Here is a 19,793-nt window from a genome sequence, read left to right as displayed (position 1 = left end):
GATTTTCTATCACCTAATAAGCTCTTTCTCAATCTCCATAACAGCCAAAACGAGGTTTATGATGACTGAACGTATCGCATTAGTGACGGGTGGTAGCCGTGGACTGGGTAAAAACGCGGCTTTAAAGCTGGCGGCAGAGGGGACGGGAATTATCCTGACATATCACCGCAGTGAGCAGGAAGCACAGGATGTTGTACGCGAAATTCAGGGAAAAGGTGTCAGAGCAGCAGCATTACAGCTCAACGTCGGGGATATCGCCAGTTTCGACCATTTTGCCCGGCAGCTTCAGGAAACCCTTAACACCGTCTGGCAGTGTGACACCTTTGATTATTTATTAAACAATGCCGGAACGGGGTTATACGCGCCCTATACCGACACAACGGAAGCTCAGTTTGATGAGGCGTTAAACATCCATTTCAAAGGGCCGTTTTTCCTGACACAGCGCCTGCTGCCATTGCTTAATGACGGGGGACGGATCCTCAATGTTTCCAGTGGACTGGCTCGTTTTACTCAGCCAGGTTCAGGGACCTATGCTGCCATGAAAGGGGCGATGGAAGTGCTGACCCGTTATCAGGCGAAAGAGTTGGGCGCGCGCGGGATCACCGTCAACATCATTGCTCCCGGCGCGATAGAAACGGACTTTGGCGGTGGACGCGTGCGTGACAACGCGCAGTTGAATCAGATGCTGGCTTCACAGACCGCCCTGGGTCGGGTGGGGCTACCGGATGATATTGGCGATGCCATTGCGGCCCTGCTTAGCGATAAACTGGGCTGGATGAACGCACAACGTATTGAAGTATCAGGCGGAATGTTCCTGTGATGCCTATTCTTAAGGGGAAGGAACCTCTTAAGGAAATCCTCAACATTAATGTGTCCAAATACTGACAGATATAAAGAAAACGGGGGGATTTGTAACGTCCCCATTCATTGAGTTTTTTCTTAAATAACGCCTCTGTAGAATCCCCCTTCGCTATTCTCAGAGGGGAAAAACGATGCGAGTGATCATGTTTGACAGGCAGTCAATATTTATTCATGGAGTGATACACAGTCTTCAGACGTTAATTCCAGAAATAAATATAACAGGAACCTGTCAGGCAGAAGATTTATGGGCTCAGGTGTCAGCGTCACCGTCTGCTATCGTCATGATTGACGGAAATTTAATTCAGGATGACGAGATCGCATGGCTGGAAGCGCTCATGACTCGCTTCCCGGCGATATCCGTGGTCATGGTGTTAGCGAAAAAAGAGGCCCGATGGGTTGAGCAGTTGTTGCAGCGAAACGTCATGGCCATTATTCCCCGCAAGGCGAGCCCAGAACGGTTTTCCGCCGTGCTGGATTCGGTGTCAAGAGGGATGGTCTGTTTTCCCGGAGAGTGGGTTAAACAGCCGTCGTCATCTCAGGCCTTATTATCTCTGAGCGAACGCCAGCGCGAAGTTCTGAAATTGCTGGCCGCGGGGGAATCGAATAAAGAGATTGGACGCAATCTCAACATCAGTGCGGCCACGGTAAAAGCGCATCTGGAAGCGCTTTTCCGTCGACTGGATGTTAAAAACAGAACGCAGGCGGCTATGTATTATACGCGAGCGACGGTCTGAAAAACCGCTTGCGGGAGCGAGGACGTCTCACCGAAGCTGAATAGCATTAGCACCAGTGCGTCATGCTGCTGTTGGGTTAAGGGCCGAGCCATATTTTCCCGCAGCATCCTCTCACATAACTGAATTTCCTTATGAAGCAAATATTCTGCCTCAGAAGGGGTGATCAGACCGTTAAATGTTTCCCGGTCGCGGATAACGTGGCCATAACCAATAACCCATAAGCCGTTTTCGTCACGATATTTCGCCAGTGAAAGTCCCTGATGGTTTTTTATTAGCGCAATGGCGGCATCCGATATTTTCAGTGCATGACCTTTCATATTTGTGTCCTCTTAATAGCGACACTGTAGAGGAATCAACGTCAGAGAAATATCCGCCAAATGGCTGTTGATCAGGCGTTATTGCTCAGGTATTCCTGCCTCAATAAACCGAACAACCAGTCATTATGCCAGCATCCGGCAAGGTAATAGCTCTCGCGTAACTCACCTTCCAGACGAAAATGGGCTTTTTCCAGCAGGCGCCTTGAGGCGACATTCCCCGCAGTGACGGTCGCGGTCAGCCGGCGAATCCCCCCTTGACGGAAGGCATAGTCACAAAGTGCCTGCAGGGATTCGAAGCCGTAACCTTTCCCCTGCGCCGCGGGCTCAAAAAGAAAACCCACTTCAGCACAATCCTCCTCCCGATGAATATACCCGGTGACGCCCAGCGCCGTTCGGGTGGTGGCATCACGCACGACGAGACAAAGCCAGTGTGTGCTGCCAGGTGTCCATGGCGTCAGACGAGCGTCAAAAGCCTCGCGGATCTCTGCTACAGGGCGATCTTGCGCAACAAAGCGCATGACATCAGGATGTTGCTGTAATGCCAGAAAAAAGGGCCAGTCATGTTCCTGCAGGGGCGAGCAGCTAAGGCGTGGGGTGTTTAAAACAGGCATTCAGATTCTCCTGACACTTTTTAAATGATTTTAGGGTTGTCACTTTATTTCAATAGAAAGTCAGGTATGGTTAACCTCGTATAAATAAAAAGAAAAACGGCAGTTACGTGCCCATTCCGGATGTCTTCGTTGGCGCTTAAGGAAAACAATGGCTCTCAGTACATCACATCACGTTCGCGAACAGTTCGAACACTGTCTGGCGGTCATTCGCCAGGCGTCTGTGGAAATTTTGCTTCTTCTGAATGTACATGCTTCTGAGGGCAAAGATCCACGCTGGTTTCTTGAACAACTGGACAGCGCGCGATAAGCTCTGGGGGGCTGGGGGGCCGTTGCGAAGAAGCTCAATCTGAATGATGCCGAGATGTCGGAATTTACGCTGCAATTGCGCCTGCTGCAGCAGCGCGTGCCGCAGTATGAAAGCGGACAGGATGTGAGTGAAAACCAGCTGATTGCGGCAATGCGGTTTGTGACTGCGCTGGAACACCTTCGTCTGCAGCAGCCGCTTCTGACCTACAGCACTGAACTGGCTCCGGGCAGTGAACTCCAGCAGCAACAGGCGCACAAACAGGTGCGTGCGATTGAGCTGATGTTAAAAGGGCTCATCCAGCAGGCCTGGCCCGATCAGGTGCGGTTGAATAACCATCTTAAGACGCTTTTTAACGCCGACCGGGTAAGACGCTGGTTGAAGCTTGGCGAGATTAACGATGTCCTGAGCGGCATGATGTTCAGTGAACTGGCGCAGATGCTGGTGGATAAAAAAGAGTTCAGCCGCTATTACGCTTCGCTATTCAGTGACCCGTCCATGCTGACGCTGCTGGTGGAACCGCGTAAAACGCTGCAAACCTTCCTCGATGACATTCGGCAAATCCGCAACAACATCACGGTTCAGAAAACATTAAGTTCGGCGCAAATTCAGCTGCTGGATAACTATTACACGCAGATCAGCCGACCGGTTCAGCGTGCGTTTGAAGAGGGGAGAACCCGCGTAAATCCGACGGGGTTAATGGCGGTAGATGCCAGCGAATTGCATACCTTCTGGGAAAAGGCGCAGAAAATGGATCGGGTCACTGGCGGGGATCTGTTTGAAGTTCGTGACACCATTGAAAAGCCGACCCAGCGCGCACCGCGCACCCCAGAACAACGCGAGCAGCTTATTTCTGGTGCGTTATGGGGGGCGGTTGGCGTCATGGTGATTGCCATCGTGGCAGGGGGCTTCTGGCTGGTGACCAGTGGTAAACCACAGCCTGCAACCGTCAGTGCCGCAGAAACAGCGCCTCCACAGGAAATGCGTGAGACGCCTTCCTCGCGTGAAACGCTGACGCGCATGGGCGTGACCTGGGACGAGAATAATTTCCGTTCGGCCATTAACCGCAACGATACCCGCGTGACCCAGCTGTTTTTGCAGGGCGGCATGGACTGGAAGCTGTCATGGACCGAAGAGGCGATGTCGGCAGGTTATGACGACGTGCTGGAGCTGATGTTACGCTACCGGCAGAACATGGTCGAAGAGAAGCCGTGCCGTCGCTTTATCAATACGCTCAGCCACGCCATGTCGAATGGCGAGCCTCTGACGTCAAAACGTAAAGAGTATCTGAAAGCATTCTGTACTGTGCCAGCCGTGGTGAAACGCCAGCAGCACGATCTTGATATGGCGACCCGTCGTGCGCAGTCACAACCGGATGCCACCACGAAAAAATGGCAGTCCATCCAGACCGCCATTTATGAGGTGATTCGCTGATTAAGGTTCCCCATACAACCCAATCAGCCGTCGCACCACGCCGTTCGTCCAGCCAAAGCCATCCTGCAGGGGGTATTCACCACCGCCCCCTTCGCTTGGCGTACTGCTGGCGATGTGGTACTTCTCAATCAGCTTATGATGCGTCTTATAAAAATGATTGACTGTATGCAACCAGCTCCAGGCGATCTCATCCCCTAGCGAATCATTTCCGTACTGCTTGAACCCCTGAATTGCCATCCATTGCAGCGGGGCCCAGCCGTTGGGTTTATCCCACTGTTCGCCGGTTTCATACTCGGTGGCGAGAATACCGCCAGGGGTCAGGAGCCGCGCTTTGACCGCATCAGACAGGCGTTCGGCCTGCTCATGGGTTGCCATACCCACATACAGAGGCACAATGCTGGCTGCTGAGAACAGCGCCTTTTCCTCGCGTCTCCAGTCATAATCGCGGAAACAGCCGCTCTCCTCATCCCACAGATAGCGGTTCACCGCCTCTCGGCGATCGCTGGCTTTCTGGCGGAACAGGTCGGCGGTTTCTTTATCTCCTTTCGATGCCGAGATATTGGCAATTGCGCTTTCCAGCTTGAACAGGAAGGCGTTCAGATCGATGGGGATAAACTGCGTCGTGCGGATGCTGGCGAGCCGTGACGGATCGCGCAGCCAGCGGGACGAATAATCCCAGCCTGACGCCGCTCCCGCACGCAGGTCGCGATACACCTCATTGGGCGGACGACCCGAGTGGCGGGCCGTCTCCACATCCTCAATCCACGATTCGTCACGCGGTGTGTCACGATCGTCCCAGTAGCGGTTGAGAAGGGAACCATCCGGCATACGTACCGCACTGCGGTAGGCCTGATTAAGCAGCAATGACTCAGCGCCGTCCATCCAGAAGGCGTGCTCCATTTTGAGGTGTTCAAGGTAACGCTTCGCCCCGCGCACGCCGTCCTCCTCGAACAGCTCAACCATCAGGGCAAAAACGGGGGGCTGGGAGCGGCTGAGATAATAGGTGCGGTTGCCGTTCGGAATATGACCGTAGCGTTCGATTAGCCAGGCGAAGTTATCCGCCATACATTTCAGCAGATCGTTCCGGCCACTCTCGGCCAACCCCAGCATGGAGAAATAAGAGTCCCAGTAATAGGTCTCGCTGAATCGGCCGCCAGGTACGATATACGCTTGCGGCAGTGCCAGCAGGGATGACCAGGGAATATGATCCTGTGGCTCACGCGTTAGCACTGGCCACAGACTGTCGATGTGCTCTTTTAACGAAAGGCCGGGGTCGGAGACATATTCTGTGCTGTAAGTCTCAGGCAACCAGAAGTGGTTCTCCACAAACTGGCGCAGGTCGAAATCCCGGTGGCGTTTGACCTTGCGGTAGCGGATCAGAATATCCAGTGGGTCCATCTTCGGCGCGCAGTCGGGGAAGGTTTTGCTGTCTGCAAACAGCCGTGAAGACTGCACGTGTTCGAACAGTTCAAGATAGCGATCGGCGGGCGTCAGGGCATCAGAGGCGGGTAGCCCTTCGATCATCTCGGGTTCCGGCTCCGCTTCAATCATTTCATCCAGTTTCAACTCACAGGGATCGGTCTCGTAGCGCAGCTCTTCTTCAATCCCGAATTCGATGTTCTCGGTAGCCTGTGTCTTCTGGTTGAACATGGTGATAAGGACCTCCGGTTGTGTGTTCAAAGAGATTGTTCTTCCGGGTGTCTTTAAAGCGTAGACATTCGCTTCGGTAGATGGGGAGGAATATGTGCGCTAGATCACTATTTTCGGAGCATTCGTTTTGCAACGGTGTATGAATGTTAAAAAAAAGCCCCTCCGGAGAGGGGCTTCAGGATTATCGCATGGTCACGAACTCTTCCGCAGCCGTCGGGTGGATCGCCACGGTGTTGTCGAAGTCTTTCTTCGTTGCGCCCATCTTCAGCGCCACCGCGAAGCCCTGCAGGATCTCATCCATGCCAAAGCCAATGCCGTGAATACCGACAATCTTCTCGTCTGGCCCAACGCACACCAGCTTCATACGACACGGCTGACGGTGAGAGGTAACAGCGGTATACATCGCGGTAAACGCGGATTTATACACTTTCACCTGATCGTCGCCATACTGCTCGCGCGCCTGCGGCTCGGTTAAGCCGACGGTGCCGATTGGCGGGTGGCTGAAGACCACGGTCGGGATATTACTGTAGTCCAGATGCTCTTCCGGCTTGTTGTTAAACAGACGCTCGGAGAGACGGCGACCCGCTGCAACGGCAACCGGGGTCAGCTCAACCGCACCGGTGTTATCACCGACAGCATAAATGCCCGGTACGCTGGTGTTCTGGAACTTATCAACGACGATATAGCCTTTATCATTGGTTTTCACGCCCGTGACGGCCAGGTTGAAGTTATCGTTCGCTGGTTCACGGCCAATCGCCCAGATCAGGCAATCGACGGTCTGGCTGCGGCCATCTTCCAGCTCCAGGGTCAGGCTGCCGTCTGCATTTTTCACTACCGCTTTTGGTACGGCGTTGGTGTGCAGGGTTGGGCCTTCGGCGTTCATCACTTCGACCAGCGTGTCGACGATCAGCGGGTCAAAGCTACGCAGCGGTGCGTGTTTACGCACGAACAGATGCGCTTCGGCACCCAGACCATTAATCACGCCGGCAAGCTCAACCGCAATGTAACCCGCGCCCACCACGGCAACGCGTTTTGGCAGGGCTGGCAGTTCGAAGAAGCCGTCGGAGTCGATACCGTATTCCACACCCGGGATATTCGGGTGGCTCGGACGGCCGCCGGTGGCGATCAGGATGTGATCGGCAGTGATCGTCTCGCCGTTCACTTCGATCGTTTTCGCGTCCACAAAGCGGGCAAAACCACGGATCACGTCGACGTTATTTTTACCCAGTACGTTGTCGTACGAGGTGTGAATACGGTCGATGTAGGCGGTACGGCTGGCGATCAGTTTGTCCCAGTCGAAGTGGTTGATGGTGGTGTCAAAGCCGTAGTCCGGGCCATACATATGGATAGCTTCACGGATCTGCGCCGCATGCCACATCACTTTCTTCGGTACACAACCCACGTTCACGCAGGTGCCGCCAAGTTCTTTGGCTTCAATCAGCGCACATTTCTGGCCATACATGGCCGCACGGTTGATGGAGGCGATGCCGCCGCTGCCGCCGCCGATTGCGATGTAGTCATAATGCTTAGTCATAGCTTTTATCCTTAATCGTGAATTGCCGCGATTGTATACCTGAAATCAATAGGTTCCACCGATGGCTGTGATTACTCAGGCACGATCCAACTGACGGTGGCGTGGCCTGTACCCGCTGGCACCAGCGTTTTGTGCAGCCACGGCAGCACGTTATTCATCTGCGCTTCGAGCTTCCACGGCGGGTTGATGACAATCATACCGGAGGCGGTCATACCGCGCTGGTCGCTATCCGGGCGTACCGCCAGTTCAATCTGCAGGATTTTACGGATGCCGGTCGCTTCCAGGTCTTTGATCATGCGTTTGATTTGCGCGCGCAGTACCACCGGGTACCACAGGGCATAGGTACCGGTCGCAAAGCGCTTGTAACCTTCGTGGATGCCGGTCACCACCGCCTGATAGTCGGTTTTGATTTCGTACGGCGGGTCGATCAGCACCAGGCCGCGACGGGAAACCGGCGGCAATTTGGCTTTCAGCTGCTGATAGCCATCGGCTTTATCCACGCGAGCGCGGTTATCTTTCTGGAATTCAGCGCGCAACAGCGGGAAATCACTTGGGTGCAGCTCGGTCAACTGGATGCTGTCCTGTTCGCGCAACAGCTGACGGGCAATCAGCGGAGAACCTGGGTAGTAACGCAGCTGGCCGTTGCGGTTGAAATGGTTCACTACACCGATGTAGGGTTCCAGTTCTGCTGGCAGGTCATCCTGCTGCCAGATGCGGGCGATCCCTTCCAGATATTCACCGGTACGCTCGGCGTGTTCGCCGCTCAGCTGATAGCGCCCCGCGCCCGCGTGGGTGTCCAGATAGAGAAACGGCTTCTCTTTCTCTTTGAGTGATTCGATGATCAGACTCTGAACGGTGTGTTTGAGGACATCGGCGTGGTTGCCTGCGTGGAAGCTGTGGCGATAACTGAGCATGAGTAATGAAATTCCGCTGAAATGACGATTTGCCACAGTTTACAGCAGAACGGCACAGATTACCCGTCAGCCCGGTAAGCGCAGGCATTGAAATCCTCTACACTTAACCCCATTACTGGACCATATGCACAGCGCCGGATGCGCGCTTCATTCATCTTATTCAACAGGACAGCGTTTATGACCAATCCATTACTGACGCCTTTTTCGTTGCCACCATTTTCTAAAATCCTCCCTGAACATGTGGTTCCAGCCGTTACGCAATCGCTGGACAACTGCCGTGCGGCGGTAGAAAGCGTGGTCGCGCAGGGCGCGCCGTACACCTGGGAAAATCTGTGTCAGCCGCTGGACGAAGTGTACGACGTGCTGGGGCGTATCCTCTCCCCGGTGAGCCACCTGAACTCGGTAAAAGACAGCCCGGAACTGCGCGAAGCCTACGAACAGACCCTGCCGCTGCGCTCCGAGTACTGGACCTGGGTCGGCCAGCACGAAGGGCTCTACAAAGCGTATCGCGACCTGCGCGACGGCGACCACTATGCTGAACTGAACACGGCGCAGAAAAAATCGGTCGATAACGCCCTGCGTGATTTTGAGCTGTCCGGGATTGGTCTGCCAAAAGAGAAGCAGACCCGCTACGGTGAAATTGCCGCGCGCCTGTCTGAACTGGGCAATCAGTACAGCAACAACGTGCTCGACGCCACCATGGGCTGGACGAAGCTGATTACCGACGAAGCGCAGTTGGCCGGGATGCCGGAAAGCGCGCTGGCGGCGGCAAAAGCGCAGGCCGAAGCGAAAGAGCAGGAAGGTTTCCTGTTAACCCTGGATATCCCGAGCTACCTGCCGGTAATGACCTACTGCGACAACCAGGCGTTGCGCGAAGAGATGTACCGCGCTTACAGCACCCGCGCCTCCGACCAGGGGCCGAATGCCGGTAAATGGGACAACAGCCCGGTGATGGCTGAAATTCTGGCTCTGCGTCACGAGCTGGCGCAGTTGCTGGGCTTTGAAAACTATGCCGATAAATCCCTTGCCACCAAAATGGCGGAAAATCCACAGCAGGTACTCGATTTTCTAACCGACCTGGCCAAACGCGCCCGTCCACAGGGTGAGAAAGAGCTGGCACAACTGCGTGCCTTCGCGAAGGCGGAGTTCGGCGTGGACGAGTTGCAGCCGTGGGACATCGCTTACTACAGCGAAAAACAGAAGCAGCACCTCTACAGCATCAGCGATGAGCAGTTGCGCCCGTACTTCCCGGAAAACAAAGCCGTTAACGGTCTGTTCGAAGTGGTTAAACGCATCTATGGCATCACCGCAAAAGAACGTACCGACATTGACGTCTGGCATCCGGACGTACGTTTCTTCGAGCTGTATGACGAGAAGAACGAGCTGCGCGGCAGTTTCTACCTCGATCTCTACGCGCGTGAGAACAAACGCGGCGGGGCGTGGATGGACGACTGCGTGGGCCAGATGCGTAAAGCCGACGGTTCTCTGCAGAAGCCGGTCGCTTATCTGACCTGTAACTTCAACCGTCCGGTGAATGGCAAACCTGCGCTGTTTACCCACGACGAAGTGATCACCCTGTTCCACGAGTTCGGCCACGGTCTGCACCATATGCTGACCCGCATCGAAACCGCAGGCGTGGCCGGGATCAGCGGCGTACCGTGGGATGCGGTCGAACTGCCAAGCCAGTTTATGGAAAACTGGTGCTGGGAGCCGGACGCGCTGGCGTTTATCTCTGGTCACTATGAGACCGGCGAACCGCTGCCGAAAGAACTGCTGGATAAAATGCTGGCGGCGAAAAACTACCAGGCGGCGATGTTTATCCTGCGTCAGCTGGAATTCGGCCTGTTCGATTTCCGCCTGCACGCCGAGTTCAGCCCGGAGCAGGGGGCTAAAATCCTCGAGACCCTGGCTGAGATTAAAAAGCAGGTTGCCGTCATTCCTGGGCCAACCTGGGGCCGCTTCCCGCACGCGTTCAGCCACATCTTCGCAGGCGGCTACGCGGCAGGTTACTATAGCTACCTGTGGGCCGACGTGCTGGCGGCAGATGCCTTCTCTCGTTTCGAAGAGGAAGGGATTTTTAACCGCGAAACAGGCCAGTCGTTCCTCGATAACATCCTGACCCGTGGCGGTTCTGAAGAGCCTATGGTGCTGTTCAAACGCTTCCGTGGCCGCGAGCCGCAGCTGGATGCGATGCTGGAGCATTACGGGATCAAAGGCTGATTGCTACGTGAAGATCTGCTTAGTCGATGAAACAGGCGCCGGAGACGGCGCCTTATCTGTTCTGGCCGCCCGCTGGGGGCTGGAGCACGATGATGAAAACCTGATGGCGCTGGTGATGACGCCAGAGCATCTCGAATTACGTAAGCGCGACGAACCAAAACTCGGCGGTATTTTTGTCGACTTTGTTGGCGGTGCGATGGCACACCGACGTAAGTTTGGTGGCGGTCGTGGTGAAGCGGTTGCCAAAGCGGTCGGCATCAAGGGAAGCTATCTGCCGGATGTGGTGGATGCCACGGCGGGGTTAGGGCGTGATGCGTTTGTGCTGGCATCCGTGGGTTGTCATGTGCGGATGCTGGAACGGAATCCTGTGGTGGCCGCACTACTCGACGACGGTCTGGTGCGTGGCTATGCAGACCCGGAAATCGGCCCGTGGTTGCAGGAGCGTTTGCAGCTGATCCACGCCTCCAGCCTGACGGCGCTGACCGATATTACCCCGCGCCCGCAGGTGGTCTATCTTGATCCGATGTTCCCGCATAAGCAGAAAAGCGCGCTGGTGAAAAAAGAGATGCGTGTGTTTCAGTCGCTCGTGGGTCCGGACCTGGATGCAGATGGTTTGCTGGGGCCTGCTCGCCAGTTAGCGACGAAGCGTGTGGTAGTGAAACGCCCGGACTATGCGCCGCCGCTGGCGGACGTTGCGACGACCAATGCGGTGACTACCAAAGGGCACCGGTTTGATATTTATGCCGGTACGCCGGAATAACAAAGCCCGGTGGCGCTAGCGCTACCGGGCATTTTGCACTTATTCGTCTTCTTCGTCACGCAGTGGAACAATCAGCATATCCACGTGAACGGTGTTAATCAGCTGGCGCGCTGAAGACATCAGCTTGCTCCAGAAGTCCTGATGGTGACCGCATACCACCAGATCCATATCGTATTTCTTAATTGCATCGACCAGCACCTGGCCCAGGTCGCCGCTACCGCTTAAGGTTTCGGTGATCGGATAACCTGCGTTAGTCGACAGTTCGCTCAGAGCATGGTGAGTCTCTTCGGAGATGCGTTTCTGCATATCGCCGAGATTGACGTCGATCAGACCGGTATAGAGGTCGGAGTAATTCACATCAACGTGAATCAGAGAAACTTTCGCGTTGTAGGGACGTGCCATGGATACTGCTTTATCAACCAGTACTTTGCTCTCCGGGGAGAGGTCTACCGCGATGAGAATGTGTTTGTAAGCCATAGTGTTACTCCTTCCTTAAGTTATCGATGACTATTACGAGAATGCCGCCGTCTGATACTTTATTACGGCCCAGTTAAACATATTTTTCAAGCTTTGGTGTTGATAACGATTAACCTTGTGGCAAAAAAATAAACGGATCTCCTACACTATTTAATGAGCCGTTCGGATTTTAAAATGCGAACCGGATCGATTTTGGTCATTCTTTCACTGAACTGTCTGTCAGGGCATTGGGGTGCGGTAGCTCAGAAGCCTTGCTTCGTGGGCGGACGCCGGGGAGGATGTATGATTAGCACCGTCGCATTGTTTTGGGCGCTATGTGTGGTTTGCATAGTGAATATGGCGCGCTACTTCTCATCGTTACGTGCGCTGTTGGTGGTACTTCGTGGTTGCGATCCGTTGCTTTATCAGTATGTGGACGGTGGAGGTTTCTTCACCTCGCATGGACAGCCCAGCAAACAGATGCGTCTGGTGGGATACATCTACTACCAGCGCTACCGCGATCATCACGATGAAGAGTTTATCCGTCGTTGCGAGCGCCTGCGTCGTCAGTTCATTTTGACCAGCGCCTTATGTGGTCTGGTCGTGGTCAGTATGGTTGCATTGATGATTTGGCATTGAGCTTCACAGCAGGCGGGGTAAGCCCGCCTGATTTCATCTGGTTCAGGGCGTAACTGAGAACCGGAGATTTGAGATATTGTCCTGAATTGAGATAACTTTCCCGCTATAGGTAATTTTCACTTCCCCGTTTGTATCCATACTGGCAGTGGTAATCGTGCCTGTACCTTCAATAACAGGATGCTTCATAGCAAGCTGATGGATAACGTCGGCATCATTCCCTGATATTTCCCCCGAGAGGTAGTAACGGTAGATTGTTGGCACGGTTGCGCCACCCTGATTGTTCACGGTCATATAGAGCCAGACGCTATCAGATAATTTATAAACGCGCTGAAGTTCATCGTTGTTTCGCTGATTAGGTTGGTGGTTTAGCCAGAGAAAACCAATGACCAGAGCCAGAAGCGAAACGGTAACAAGGCGATGAATCCATTTAATAGCCGTTTTGAATGGCATAGTCTATTCCTTCCAGGGTATTGCGTTGGTTCCAAAAAAAAGCGGGTCAGTTTCCTGACCCGCTTTTTTGTCGCCTTCAACTGATTAGATCAGCTTCAGCGAAATCCAGTACAAACCGCCAGACAACAGGATAGAGGCCGGGAGAGTGAATACCCAGGCCATCAGAATGTTGGTCACGGTTTTGCGCTGCAAACCGCCACCGTCAACAATCATGGTTCCTGCCACGGACGAAGAAAGTACGTGGGTGGTAGACACTGGCATACCGGTATAGCTCGCCAGACCGATAGACACGGCTGCCGTCATCTGCGCGGACATACCCTGCGCATAGGTCATGCCTTTCTTACCGATCTTCTCGCCGATGGTGGTCGCCACGCGACGCCAGCCAATCATCGTACCGATACCGAGCGCCAGCGCGACTGCCATGATGATCCAGATTGGCGCGTACTCGATGGTGTTGAGCATATCGCCTTTCAGTTTCTTCAGAAGACGCTGGTCATCAGCATTCACGTCAGGCAGCTTCGCCACTTTATCCGTCACATCAGAGATGCACAGCATAATGCGACGCAGCTGACCACGCTGTTCAACGGTCAGTTTGTCATAACTCTCGATAGTGCCCAGCATGCCTTTCGCACGTTCCAGCGCGTTAATCGCGTTTGCCGGATGGCAGTGGAACTCGCCTGGTACGGTGGTAGCGCCCGCTTCCGGAGAAGGAATCAACTGGTCAACGCCGGTCGCTTTCTTGAGAAGATCAGGATGCTGCTGGAAATAGATCTCGACGTTATTCACCGCATCACGGGTACGGGTGATTTCGTATCCGGAGGCATTCATGTTAACCACGAAACCTGCTGGCGCAACGCCAATCAGAACCAACATCACCAGACCAATGCCTTTCTGACCATCGTTCGCACCGTGTGAGAAAGCCACGCCGATTGCAGAAATGATCAGAGCGATACGTGTCCAGAATGGCGGTTTTTTCTTACCGTCTTTCTTCTCACGCTCTGCCGGAGTCAGGTGAATACGGGAGCGCTTTTTCGTGTTGCTCCAGTAACGACGCAGGATGAAAATTAATCCACCTGCAACCACCAGACCCACAATTGGGGAGACGATAAGCGAGGCAAAAATCCCCAGCACTTTCGGGATGTTTAACGCATCAACAACCGATGTACCGGTCATCAGGGCATTGGTTAACCCGATACCGATAATCGCGCCGATGAGAGTGTGAGAACTGGATGCAGGCAGGCCGAAATACCAGGTACCGAGGTTCCAGATAATTGCAGCAAGCAGCATTGAGAACACCATAGCGAGGCCATGGCCAGAACTTACGTTAAGCAGCAGATCCGTTGGCAACATATGCACAATGGCATATGCAACGCTCAGTCCGCCCAGGAGGACACCAAAAAAGTTAAATACCGCCGCCATAACAACCGCCAGTTGCGATCGCATTGCGCGAGTGTAAATAACCGTTGCTACTGCGTTTGCAGTGTCGTGGAAGCCGTTGATCGCTTCGTAAAACAGTACAAAAACCAGAGCAAGCAATAATAAAAGCCCGGTATGTAAATCCAGGCCGGCAAACAAATGTAGCATAGGACGTTACGCCATTTTGAGGACATGAACGCGGCGCATTATCCAGGACAAATGCACGGCGGGCAAAGTGAAATATAGACTTTTTTTGACATACCACCTGATTTGGGAAAAGTGCCTGAAAGGATATTCTTTAAATTTCAATGAAATGGCTTTGTAATATCTTTTTACGCTGGTGTGACCACAGAGGAAACTTTACAATCCGCGGCAGTGAACAAAGAGGGTTTTGACGTGGAAAGGTTTGATGCCGTGGTCATTGGCGCCGGTGCGGCGGGTATGTTTTGTGCGGCGATGGCCGGACAAGCGGGTCGTCGCGTGCTGTTACTGGATAACGGTAAAAAACCAGGCCGTAAGATCCTGATGTCTGGCGGTGGGCGCTGCAACTTTACTAATCTGTATGTTGAACCCGCGGCCTATTTGAGCCAAAACCGTCATTTTTGCAAATCTGCGCTGGCGCGTTACACCCAGTGGGACTTTATCGACCTCGTGGGTAAACACGGTATTGCGTGGCATGAGAAGACGTTGGGTCAGCTGTTCTGCGACGATTCCGCGCAGCAGATTGTCGATATGCTGGTGGCCGAGTGCGAGAAGGGCGGTGTAACGATGCGCCTGCGCACGGAAGTGCTGGACGTTGCGCGTGATGAGCAAGGTTACACGCTGCAACTCAACGGTGAAACCGTCAGCACCGACAGCCTGGTGATCGCCAGCGGTGGTCTTTCTATGCCGGGTCTGGGTGCCTCGCCATTTGGCTACAAGATTGCCGAGCAGTTTGGCCTGAAGGTGCTGCCAACGCGTGCGGGGCTGGTGCCGTTTACGCTGCATAAACCTCTGCTGGAACAACTCCAGACACTTTCTGGCGTCTCGGTTCCGTCGGTCATCACCGCCGAAGATGGTACGGTATTCCGCGAAAACCTGCTCTTCACTCACCGCGGCCTCTCTGGCCCGGCGGTACTGCAGATCTCCAGCTACTGGCAGCCGGGGGAGTTTGTCACGGTTAACCTGCTTCCCGATTGCGATCTGGATGCCTTCCTCAACGAGCAGCGTGTGGCGCACCCGAATCAGAGCCTGAAAAACACCCTGGCAATGCAGCTGCCGAAGCGTCTGGTGGAATGTTTGCAGGTGCTGGGGCAGATCCCGGATGTTTCGCTCAAGCAGCTTAACAGCCGCGAGCAGGAGACGCTGGTGGAGACGCTGACAAACTGGCGCGTGCAGCCAAACGGCACGGAAGGCTACCGCACCGCAGAAGTCACGCTGGGCGGGGTCGACACGAATGAACTCTCTTCCCGCTCCATGGAAGCGCGCAACGTGCCGGGGCTCTATTTTATTGGCGAAGTGATGGACGTCACCGGCTGGCTTGGCGGGTACAACTTCCAGTGGGCATGGGCAAGTGCCTGGGCATGTGCTCAGGCGCTGGCAGAGAAATAATCACGCCCCGCAATTATTGCACCAACTTTTTCTCTCCATTCAACTAAGCTTCGACCAGATGCCCCGCCGCGTTCGCGGGGCCATACTCTTTTTGGTCAGAGCACACGTCATGCAACTACTCAGTATTATTATTTTGCTTACCCTAACCGTGGTGATCCATTCACTGTGGATGTTTGGCGTTTTAAAATTCATTAAATTAGAAGTCGATTCTGCGGTACGTATTGTTTTACGTAATGTCGGCATCGTTATCTCCATGATTTTCGCCCATCTTCTTGAAGCCGGGCTATTTGCGGCGTTTTATTTCGTCATTGATGCATTTAATGACTGGAACACCAGTTTCTACTTTTCACTGGTCAGTTATGCCACTGTCGGGTACGGCGACGTCACGTTACCCGAGAACTGGCGGCTCATCGGCGGTGTGGAAGGGCTCGTGGGCGCGCTAATGGTGGGCTGGTCTGTGGCGGTTCTGGTGGCGGTACTGCAGCGTTTGCGTGGCATGAGCGCCTGAACGACGGGTGTGCTAAAGTAACGATCTTTTTCTGTTACTGGCTTATGTCAGTTTGTATGGTGTTGTGTATGTCTGCTGCTCATCTCGGTTTCCCGACGGAAACCGTTGTTGTCTTTGTTGTGATGGCCGTAGGGGCGATGTTTATCGACCTCTTTATGCACCGTCACGATAAACCGATCTCGCTCAAAAGTGCCGCCATGTGGTCCCTGTTCTGGGTCATGATGGCAATGGCGTTCGCCGGATTCCTGTATGTTCACCACGGCGCCGAGATGGCAAGTCTGTTCCTCACGGGTTACGCGCTTGAAGAGGTGCTTTCTGTCGATAACCTGTTTGTAATGATGGCCATTTTTGCCTGGTTTGGTGTGCCGGATAAGTATCGTCACCGCGTACTTTACTGGGGCGTGCTGGGCGCGATTGTTTTCCGTGGCATCTTTGTGGCCATTGGGACAAGCCTGCTGAGTCTGGGGCCTTACGTCGAAGTGATTTTCGCGCTGGTCGTTGGCTGGACAGCGGTGATGATGCTCAAACGCAATGAAGAGAGTGACGAAGTGGAAGATTACTCTGGTCATCTCGCTTATCGCCTGGTGAAACGTTTCTATCCTGTCTGGCCGAAAATCAGCAGCAATGCCTTTATTCTGACCCAGAAAGAGGTCGATGCTGAACTTGAAAAACCGGAAAACCAGGACGTGATGGTTGGACGCGTGAAGAAGGCGAAGCGCTACGCAACACCACTGCTGCTCTGCGTGGCGGTTGTGGAGCTTTCTGACGTGATGTTCGCGTTTGACTCGGTCCCGGCGATTATTGCCGTGAGTCGCGAACCGCTGATTATCTATAGCGCCATGATGTTCGCCATTCTCGGCCTGCGTACGCTCTATTTCGTACTGGAAGCGCTGAAACAGTATCTGGTGCACCTTGAGAAAGCCGTGGTGTTGTTACTGTTCTTCGTGGCCTTCAAGCTGGGTCTGAATGCAACCGACCACTTCTGGCATCATGGTTACAGCATTGGCGCGACGGCCAGCCTGTTTGTGGTATTAGGCGTGCTGGCGCTGGGCATTATTGCGAGTGTGATGTTCCCTGGGAAACGTGAGGCCTGATGCACCGCTTTTCACCCTCGCCCCGTGGGGAGAGGGTGAAAAGGCTATTTAATCGGTGAATTCCGACGCTTACGCGGGTGATGGAAATGCCGCCAGTGTGGATCCTGCGCGGCTGCCAGCAGTTCGTGATCGCCGCGAGTGTCTCCCCAGGCGCGCAGGTGATACGCGTTGAGATCGCCATACACCTTTTCCAGCCTTGCCACTTTCTGAGCACAGCGGCAGTTATTGCCCGTGATACGTCCTGTCAGCTTACCGTTTTTCACTTCCAGCTGTGTGCCAATCAGCTTAATGCCGAGTTTGTCAGCCCACGGCTGTAGCACCAGGGCAGGAGAAGCGGAACAGATTGTCACTTCCGCGCCGGAGTTCACCTCTGCAGCAACGGCCAGCACGCCAGCCGGACGCATCAGTTTATCCCAGTACTTTTCGCAAAAGGCTTCCGCCTGCTGGCGTAACCAGTGTTCATCCACGCCTGTCAGGAACGTTTTAATCAGCACTTCTTTCAGCTCATCGCGCGTCAGCTTGCGGCGCACGCAGTGGAGCGTTGGCAGCGCCATACGCACCAGGCGGCCCGCGAAGTAACGTTTACCAAAGGCAAAACGCAGGAAAGGGATAAAGCTGTCGTGGTGCGTTAATGTTCCATCAAAGTCAAAGACAGAGAGCACGTTGGATTTTGCCACCGTCTCGTCGGCAATCATATTGGTCATAAATACGTCTTAGCTGAAATACACATTCTGTTGATTAGTTTACCTGCTTTACCTGGACAGTCCTTACATCACAACCATTTTTTTATCGATCTTGCGATCTGAAAGTGAGTCCATTTTTGGCCTCGATAAAGATTGGTTAAAAAATACCCTGTCTATATTATCGCCGCATTGAAAGACTTTTCGGGGGAACATTGGCCCCCACAGGTAAGGAATAATTCACTCTCAGATCCTTTTTTGATATGACGTTCAGATCGCTTATTTCAATCCTCACGTTAAGTTTTGCTTCATTTTCCGCATTCAGTTTTGAGCTGCCTGCATCCATGATCTCGATGAACAGCGCATTTGCTGTATCGCCAGCGAAATCGGCTCTGTTTCACCACGAAACAGGCCCGCTACGCTCGCGCATCCTCGATCAATACCAGAAGTGGAAGGGGACCCAGTATCAGTGGGGCGGAACCACGCATCGCGGGGTGGATTGCTCGGCACTGATGCAACATCTGTTCAGCGATGCGGTACACCTTAATTTACCGCGCACGACGAGCGAACAGATCCACCGCGGCGTGCAGGTGGCGCAATATCGCCTGAAGGCAGGAGACCTGGTGTTCTTCCAGACGGGACCGAACCGCAAGCACGTAGGCGTTTATATTGGCAATAGCCAGTTTATTCATGCTTCAAGTAGCCAGGGGGTAACGGTCTCAACCCTGACGGACGACTACTGGCAAGAGCACTACATTACTGCCCGTCGGGTCGCGGGCAGTGCAGCCTGACGATATCAAATGATGTCATCCACGACGCCGCCATCGACGCGCAATGCCGCGCCCGAGGTGGCGGAGGCCTGGGTCGAACAGACATAAATCACCATATTGGCCACCTCTTCAACCGTGGCCGCGCGCTGGATAACCGAGCTGGGGCGGTTGGCCATCACAAACTCTTTCGCCAGCTGTTCCAGCGATTTGCCGGTTTTTTCGATTTCATCCTTCATCATTTCGGCGAAACCATCAGACATCGTCGGTCCTGGCAACACGCTGTTGACCGTCACACCACTTCCCGCCACGAACTTCGCCAGGCCGCGTGCGAGCGAAAGCTGCGCCGTTTTGGTCACGCCGTAGTGGATCATATCCGCCGGGATATTGCAGGCCGACTCGGAGGAAATAAACACCACGCGTCCCCAGCCTTTCTGCACCATGCCCGGCAGCAAGGCGCGGGAGAGGCGTACGCCGGACATCACGTTGGTCTGCCAGTAACGCTCCCAGGTGTCATCGTCGGTAGCATAGAAATCCTGCGGTCCGTAAATTCCGGCGTTGTTGACCAGGATATCAACGTTGCCCGCGACCTTCACAAGCGACTCGACCCCTTCTGCCGTACTGAGATCGGCGATCGCGGCACGCACCTGCACGCCTGGCACTACCTGCTGAAGCTGTTGAATACCTTTATTCACCGATTCCGTGCTGCGGCCATTGACGATTACTTCCGCACCACTTTCCGCCAGACCTCTGGCAATAGCGAACCCGATCCCGCCGGTTGAGGCCGTCACCAGCGCCACTTTCCCCGCAAAGTCGATTTTCATCATCCACTCCTTATCGTTTTAACGTTCGGA

The 19,793-nt window shown here is 54.1% G+C and carries 19 protein-coding genes and 1 pseudogene; 10 read left to right on the top strand and 10 right to left on the bottom strand.

Annotated features, from left to right (window positions below; translation table 11 throughout):
* Positions 1-61: 61 nt before the first annotated feature.
* Positions 62-820 carry an SDR family oxidoreductase gene (locus LCD46_21470; GenBank protein UOY73025.1) on the top strand — a complete coding sequence of 253 codons (759 nt, stop codon included), beginning with the start codon at positions 62-64 and terminating at the stop codon, positions 818-820.
* A gap of 172 nt (positions 821-992) precedes the next feature.
* Positions 993-1,595 (top strand): response regulator transcription factor, encoded by a 603-nt coding sequence (locus LCD46_21465; protein ID UOY70559.1) that lies wholly within the window; start codon positions 993-995, stop codon positions 1,593-1,595.
* On the opposite strand, the gene LCD46_21460 is transcribed toward LCD46_21465, so the two are convergent.
* Both LCD46_21460 and LCD46_21455 read right to left on the bottom strand, forming a co-directional pair.
* Positions 1,574-1,912 carry a lysozyme gene (locus tag LCD46_21460; GenBank protein UOY70558.1) on the bottom strand — a complete coding sequence of 113 codons (339 nt, stop codon included), beginning with the start codon at positions 1,910-1,912 and terminating at the stop codon, positions 1,574-1,576. The genes LCD46_21465 and LCD46_21460 overlap by 22 nt on opposite strands.
* 71 nt (positions 1,913-1,983) lie before the next feature.
* A complete protein-coding gene (locus tag LCD46_21455; GenBank protein ID UOY70557.1) occupies positions 1,984-2,523 on the bottom strand; it encodes a GNAT family N-acetyltransferase in 540 nt (179 codons plus the stop codon).
* 148 nt (positions 2,524-2,671) lie between these two features.
* On the opposite strand from LCD46_21455, the pseudogene LCD46_21450 reads away from it, so the two are divergent.
* Positions 2,672-4,261: pseudogene (locus LCD46_21450) on the top strand (hypothetical protein).
* On the opposite strand, the gene LCD46_21445 reads toward LCD46_21450, so the two are convergent.
* The 3 genes from LCD46_21445 to LCD46_21435 all read right to left on the bottom strand — a co-directional run bounded on the left by LCD46_21445 (position 4,262) and on the right by LCD46_21435 (position 8,359).
* The gene (locus tag LCD46_21445) at positions 4,262-5,911 is read right to left on the bottom strand and encodes an alpha,alpha-trehalase (GenBank protein ID UOY73024.1); all 1,650 of its coding nucleotides are present in this window, start codon (positions 5,909-5,911) and stop codon (positions 4,262-4,264) included.
* A gap of 181 nt (positions 5,912-6,092) precedes the next feature.
* The gene (gorA, locus tag LCD46_21440) at positions 6,093-7,445 is read right to left on the bottom strand and encodes a glutathione-disulfide reductase (protein UOY70556.1); all 1,353 of its coding nucleotides are present in this window, start codon (positions 7,443-7,445) and stop codon (positions 6,093-6,095) included.
* 71 nt (positions 7,446-7,516) lie between these two features.
* Positions 7,517-8,359 carry a 23S rRNA (adenine(2030)-N(6))-methyltransferase RlmJ gene (locus LCD46_21435; GenBank protein UOY70555.1) on the bottom strand — a complete coding sequence of 281 codons (843 nt, stop codon included), beginning with the start codon at positions 8,357-8,359 and terminating at the stop codon, positions 7,517-7,519.
* Positions 8,360-8,536: 177 nt separating this feature from the next.
* Here LCD46_21435 and prlC point away from each other — a divergent pair, with 177 nt between their 5' ends.
* Positions 8,537-10,579: an oligopeptidase A gene (prlC, locus tag LCD46_21430; protein UOY70554.1), complete on the top strand. Its 2,043-nt coding sequence runs from the start codon at positions 8,537-8,539 to the stop codon at positions 10,577-10,579.
* Positions 10,580-10,586: 7 nt separating this feature from the next.
* Positions 10,587-11,339: a 16S rRNA (guanine(1516)-N(2))-methyltransferase RsmJ gene (gene rsmJ / locus LCD46_21425; protein UOY70553.1), complete on the top strand. Its 753-nt coding sequence runs from the start codon at positions 10,587-10,589 to the stop codon at positions 11,337-11,339.
* 39 nt (positions 11,340-11,378) lie between these two features.
* Here the strand turns inward: rsmJ and uspA are convergent, their stop codons facing one another.
* On the bottom strand, positions 11,379-11,816 hold the full coding sequence (uspA, locus tag LCD46_21420; protein ID UOY70552.1) for a universal stress protein UspA: 438 nt from the start codon (positions 11,814-11,816) through the stop codon (positions 11,379-11,381).
* Between the two features lie 282 nt (positions 11,817-12,098).
* Between uspA and uspB the strand changes: the two genes are divergently transcribed.
* Complete coding sequence (gene uspB / locus LCD46_21415; GenBank protein ID UOY70551.1) at positions 12,099-12,434, top strand: universal stress protein UspB; 336 nt, start codon at positions 12,099-12,101, stop codon at positions 12,432-12,434.
* 42 nt (positions 12,435-12,476) lie between these two features.
* On the opposite strand, the gene LCD46_21410 is transcribed toward uspB, so the two are convergent.
* Both LCD46_21410 and pitA read right to left on the bottom strand, forming a co-directional pair.
* Entirely contained in the window at positions 12,477-12,884 is a 408-nt protein-coding gene (locus LCD46_21410) for a hypothetical protein (GenBank protein UOY70550.1), read from the bottom strand.
* A gap of 84 nt (positions 12,885-12,968) precedes the next feature.
* Complete coding sequence (pitA, locus tag LCD46_21405; protein ID UOY70549.1) at positions 12,969-14,468, bottom strand: inorganic phosphate transporter PitA; 1,500 nt, start codon at positions 14,466-14,468, stop codon at positions 12,969-12,971.
* Between the two features lie 228 nt (positions 14,469-14,696).
* Here pitA and LCD46_21400 point away from each other — a divergent pair, with 228 nt between their 5' ends.
* The 3 genes from LCD46_21400 to LCD46_21390 all read left to right on the top strand — a co-directional run bounded on the left by LCD46_21400 (position 14,697) and on the right by LCD46_21390 (position 17,492).
* Positions 14,697-15,890: an NAD(P)/FAD-dependent oxidoreductase gene (locus LCD46_21400; GenBank protein UOY70548.1), complete on the top strand. Its 1,194-nt coding sequence runs from the start codon at positions 14,697-14,699 to the stop codon at positions 15,888-15,890.
* 109 nt (positions 15,891-15,999) lie between these two features.
* A complete protein-coding gene (locus LCD46_21395; protein ID UOY70547.1) occupies positions 16,000-16,398 on the top strand; it encodes a potassium channel family protein in 399 nt (132 codons plus the stop codon).
* Between the two features lie 68 nt (positions 16,399-16,466).
* Positions 16,467-17,492 carry a TerC/Alx family metal homeostasis membrane protein gene (locus LCD46_21390; GenBank protein ID UOY70546.1) on the top strand — a complete coding sequence of 342 codons (1,026 nt, stop codon included), beginning with the start codon at positions 16,467-16,469 and terminating at the stop codon, positions 17,490-17,492.
* Positions 17,493-17,536: 44 nt separating this feature from the next.
* Here the strand turns inward: LCD46_21390 and LCD46_21385 are convergent, their stop codons facing one another.
* Complete coding sequence (locus LCD46_21385) at positions 17,537-18,196, bottom strand: HAD-IB family hydrolase (protein UOY70545.1); 660 nt, start codon at positions 18,194-18,196, stop codon at positions 17,537-17,539.
* 320 nt (positions 18,197-18,516) lie between these two features.
* On the opposite strand from LCD46_21385, the gene LCD46_21380 reads away from it, so the two are divergent.
* Positions 18,517-18,963, top strand: coding sequence for an NlpC/P60 family protein (locus LCD46_21380; GenBank protein ID UOY73023.1), 447 nt, complete (start codon positions 18,517-18,519; stop codon positions 18,961-18,963).
* Between the two features lie 5 nt (positions 18,964-18,968).
* On the opposite strand, the gene LCD46_21375 is transcribed toward LCD46_21380, so the two are convergent.
* Positions 18,969-19,763, bottom strand: a complete 795-nt coding sequence (locus LCD46_21375) for an SDR family NAD(P)-dependent oxidoreductase (GenBank protein UOY73022.1) — start codon at positions 19,761-19,763, stop codon at positions 18,969-18,971.
* Between the last annotated feature and the right edge of the window lie 30 nt (positions 19,764-19,793).

It is taken from the genome of Enterobacter ludwigii (assembly GCA_023023105.1).
In the GTDB taxonomy this organism is placed as follows: domain Bacteria; phylum Pseudomonadota; class Gammaproteobacteria; order Enterobacterales; family Enterobacteriaceae; genus Enterobacter; species Enterobacter adelaidei.
The sequence above is the reverse complement of the archived record's forward strand: the minus strand, read 5'-3'. Positions and strand labels throughout refer to the sequence as shown.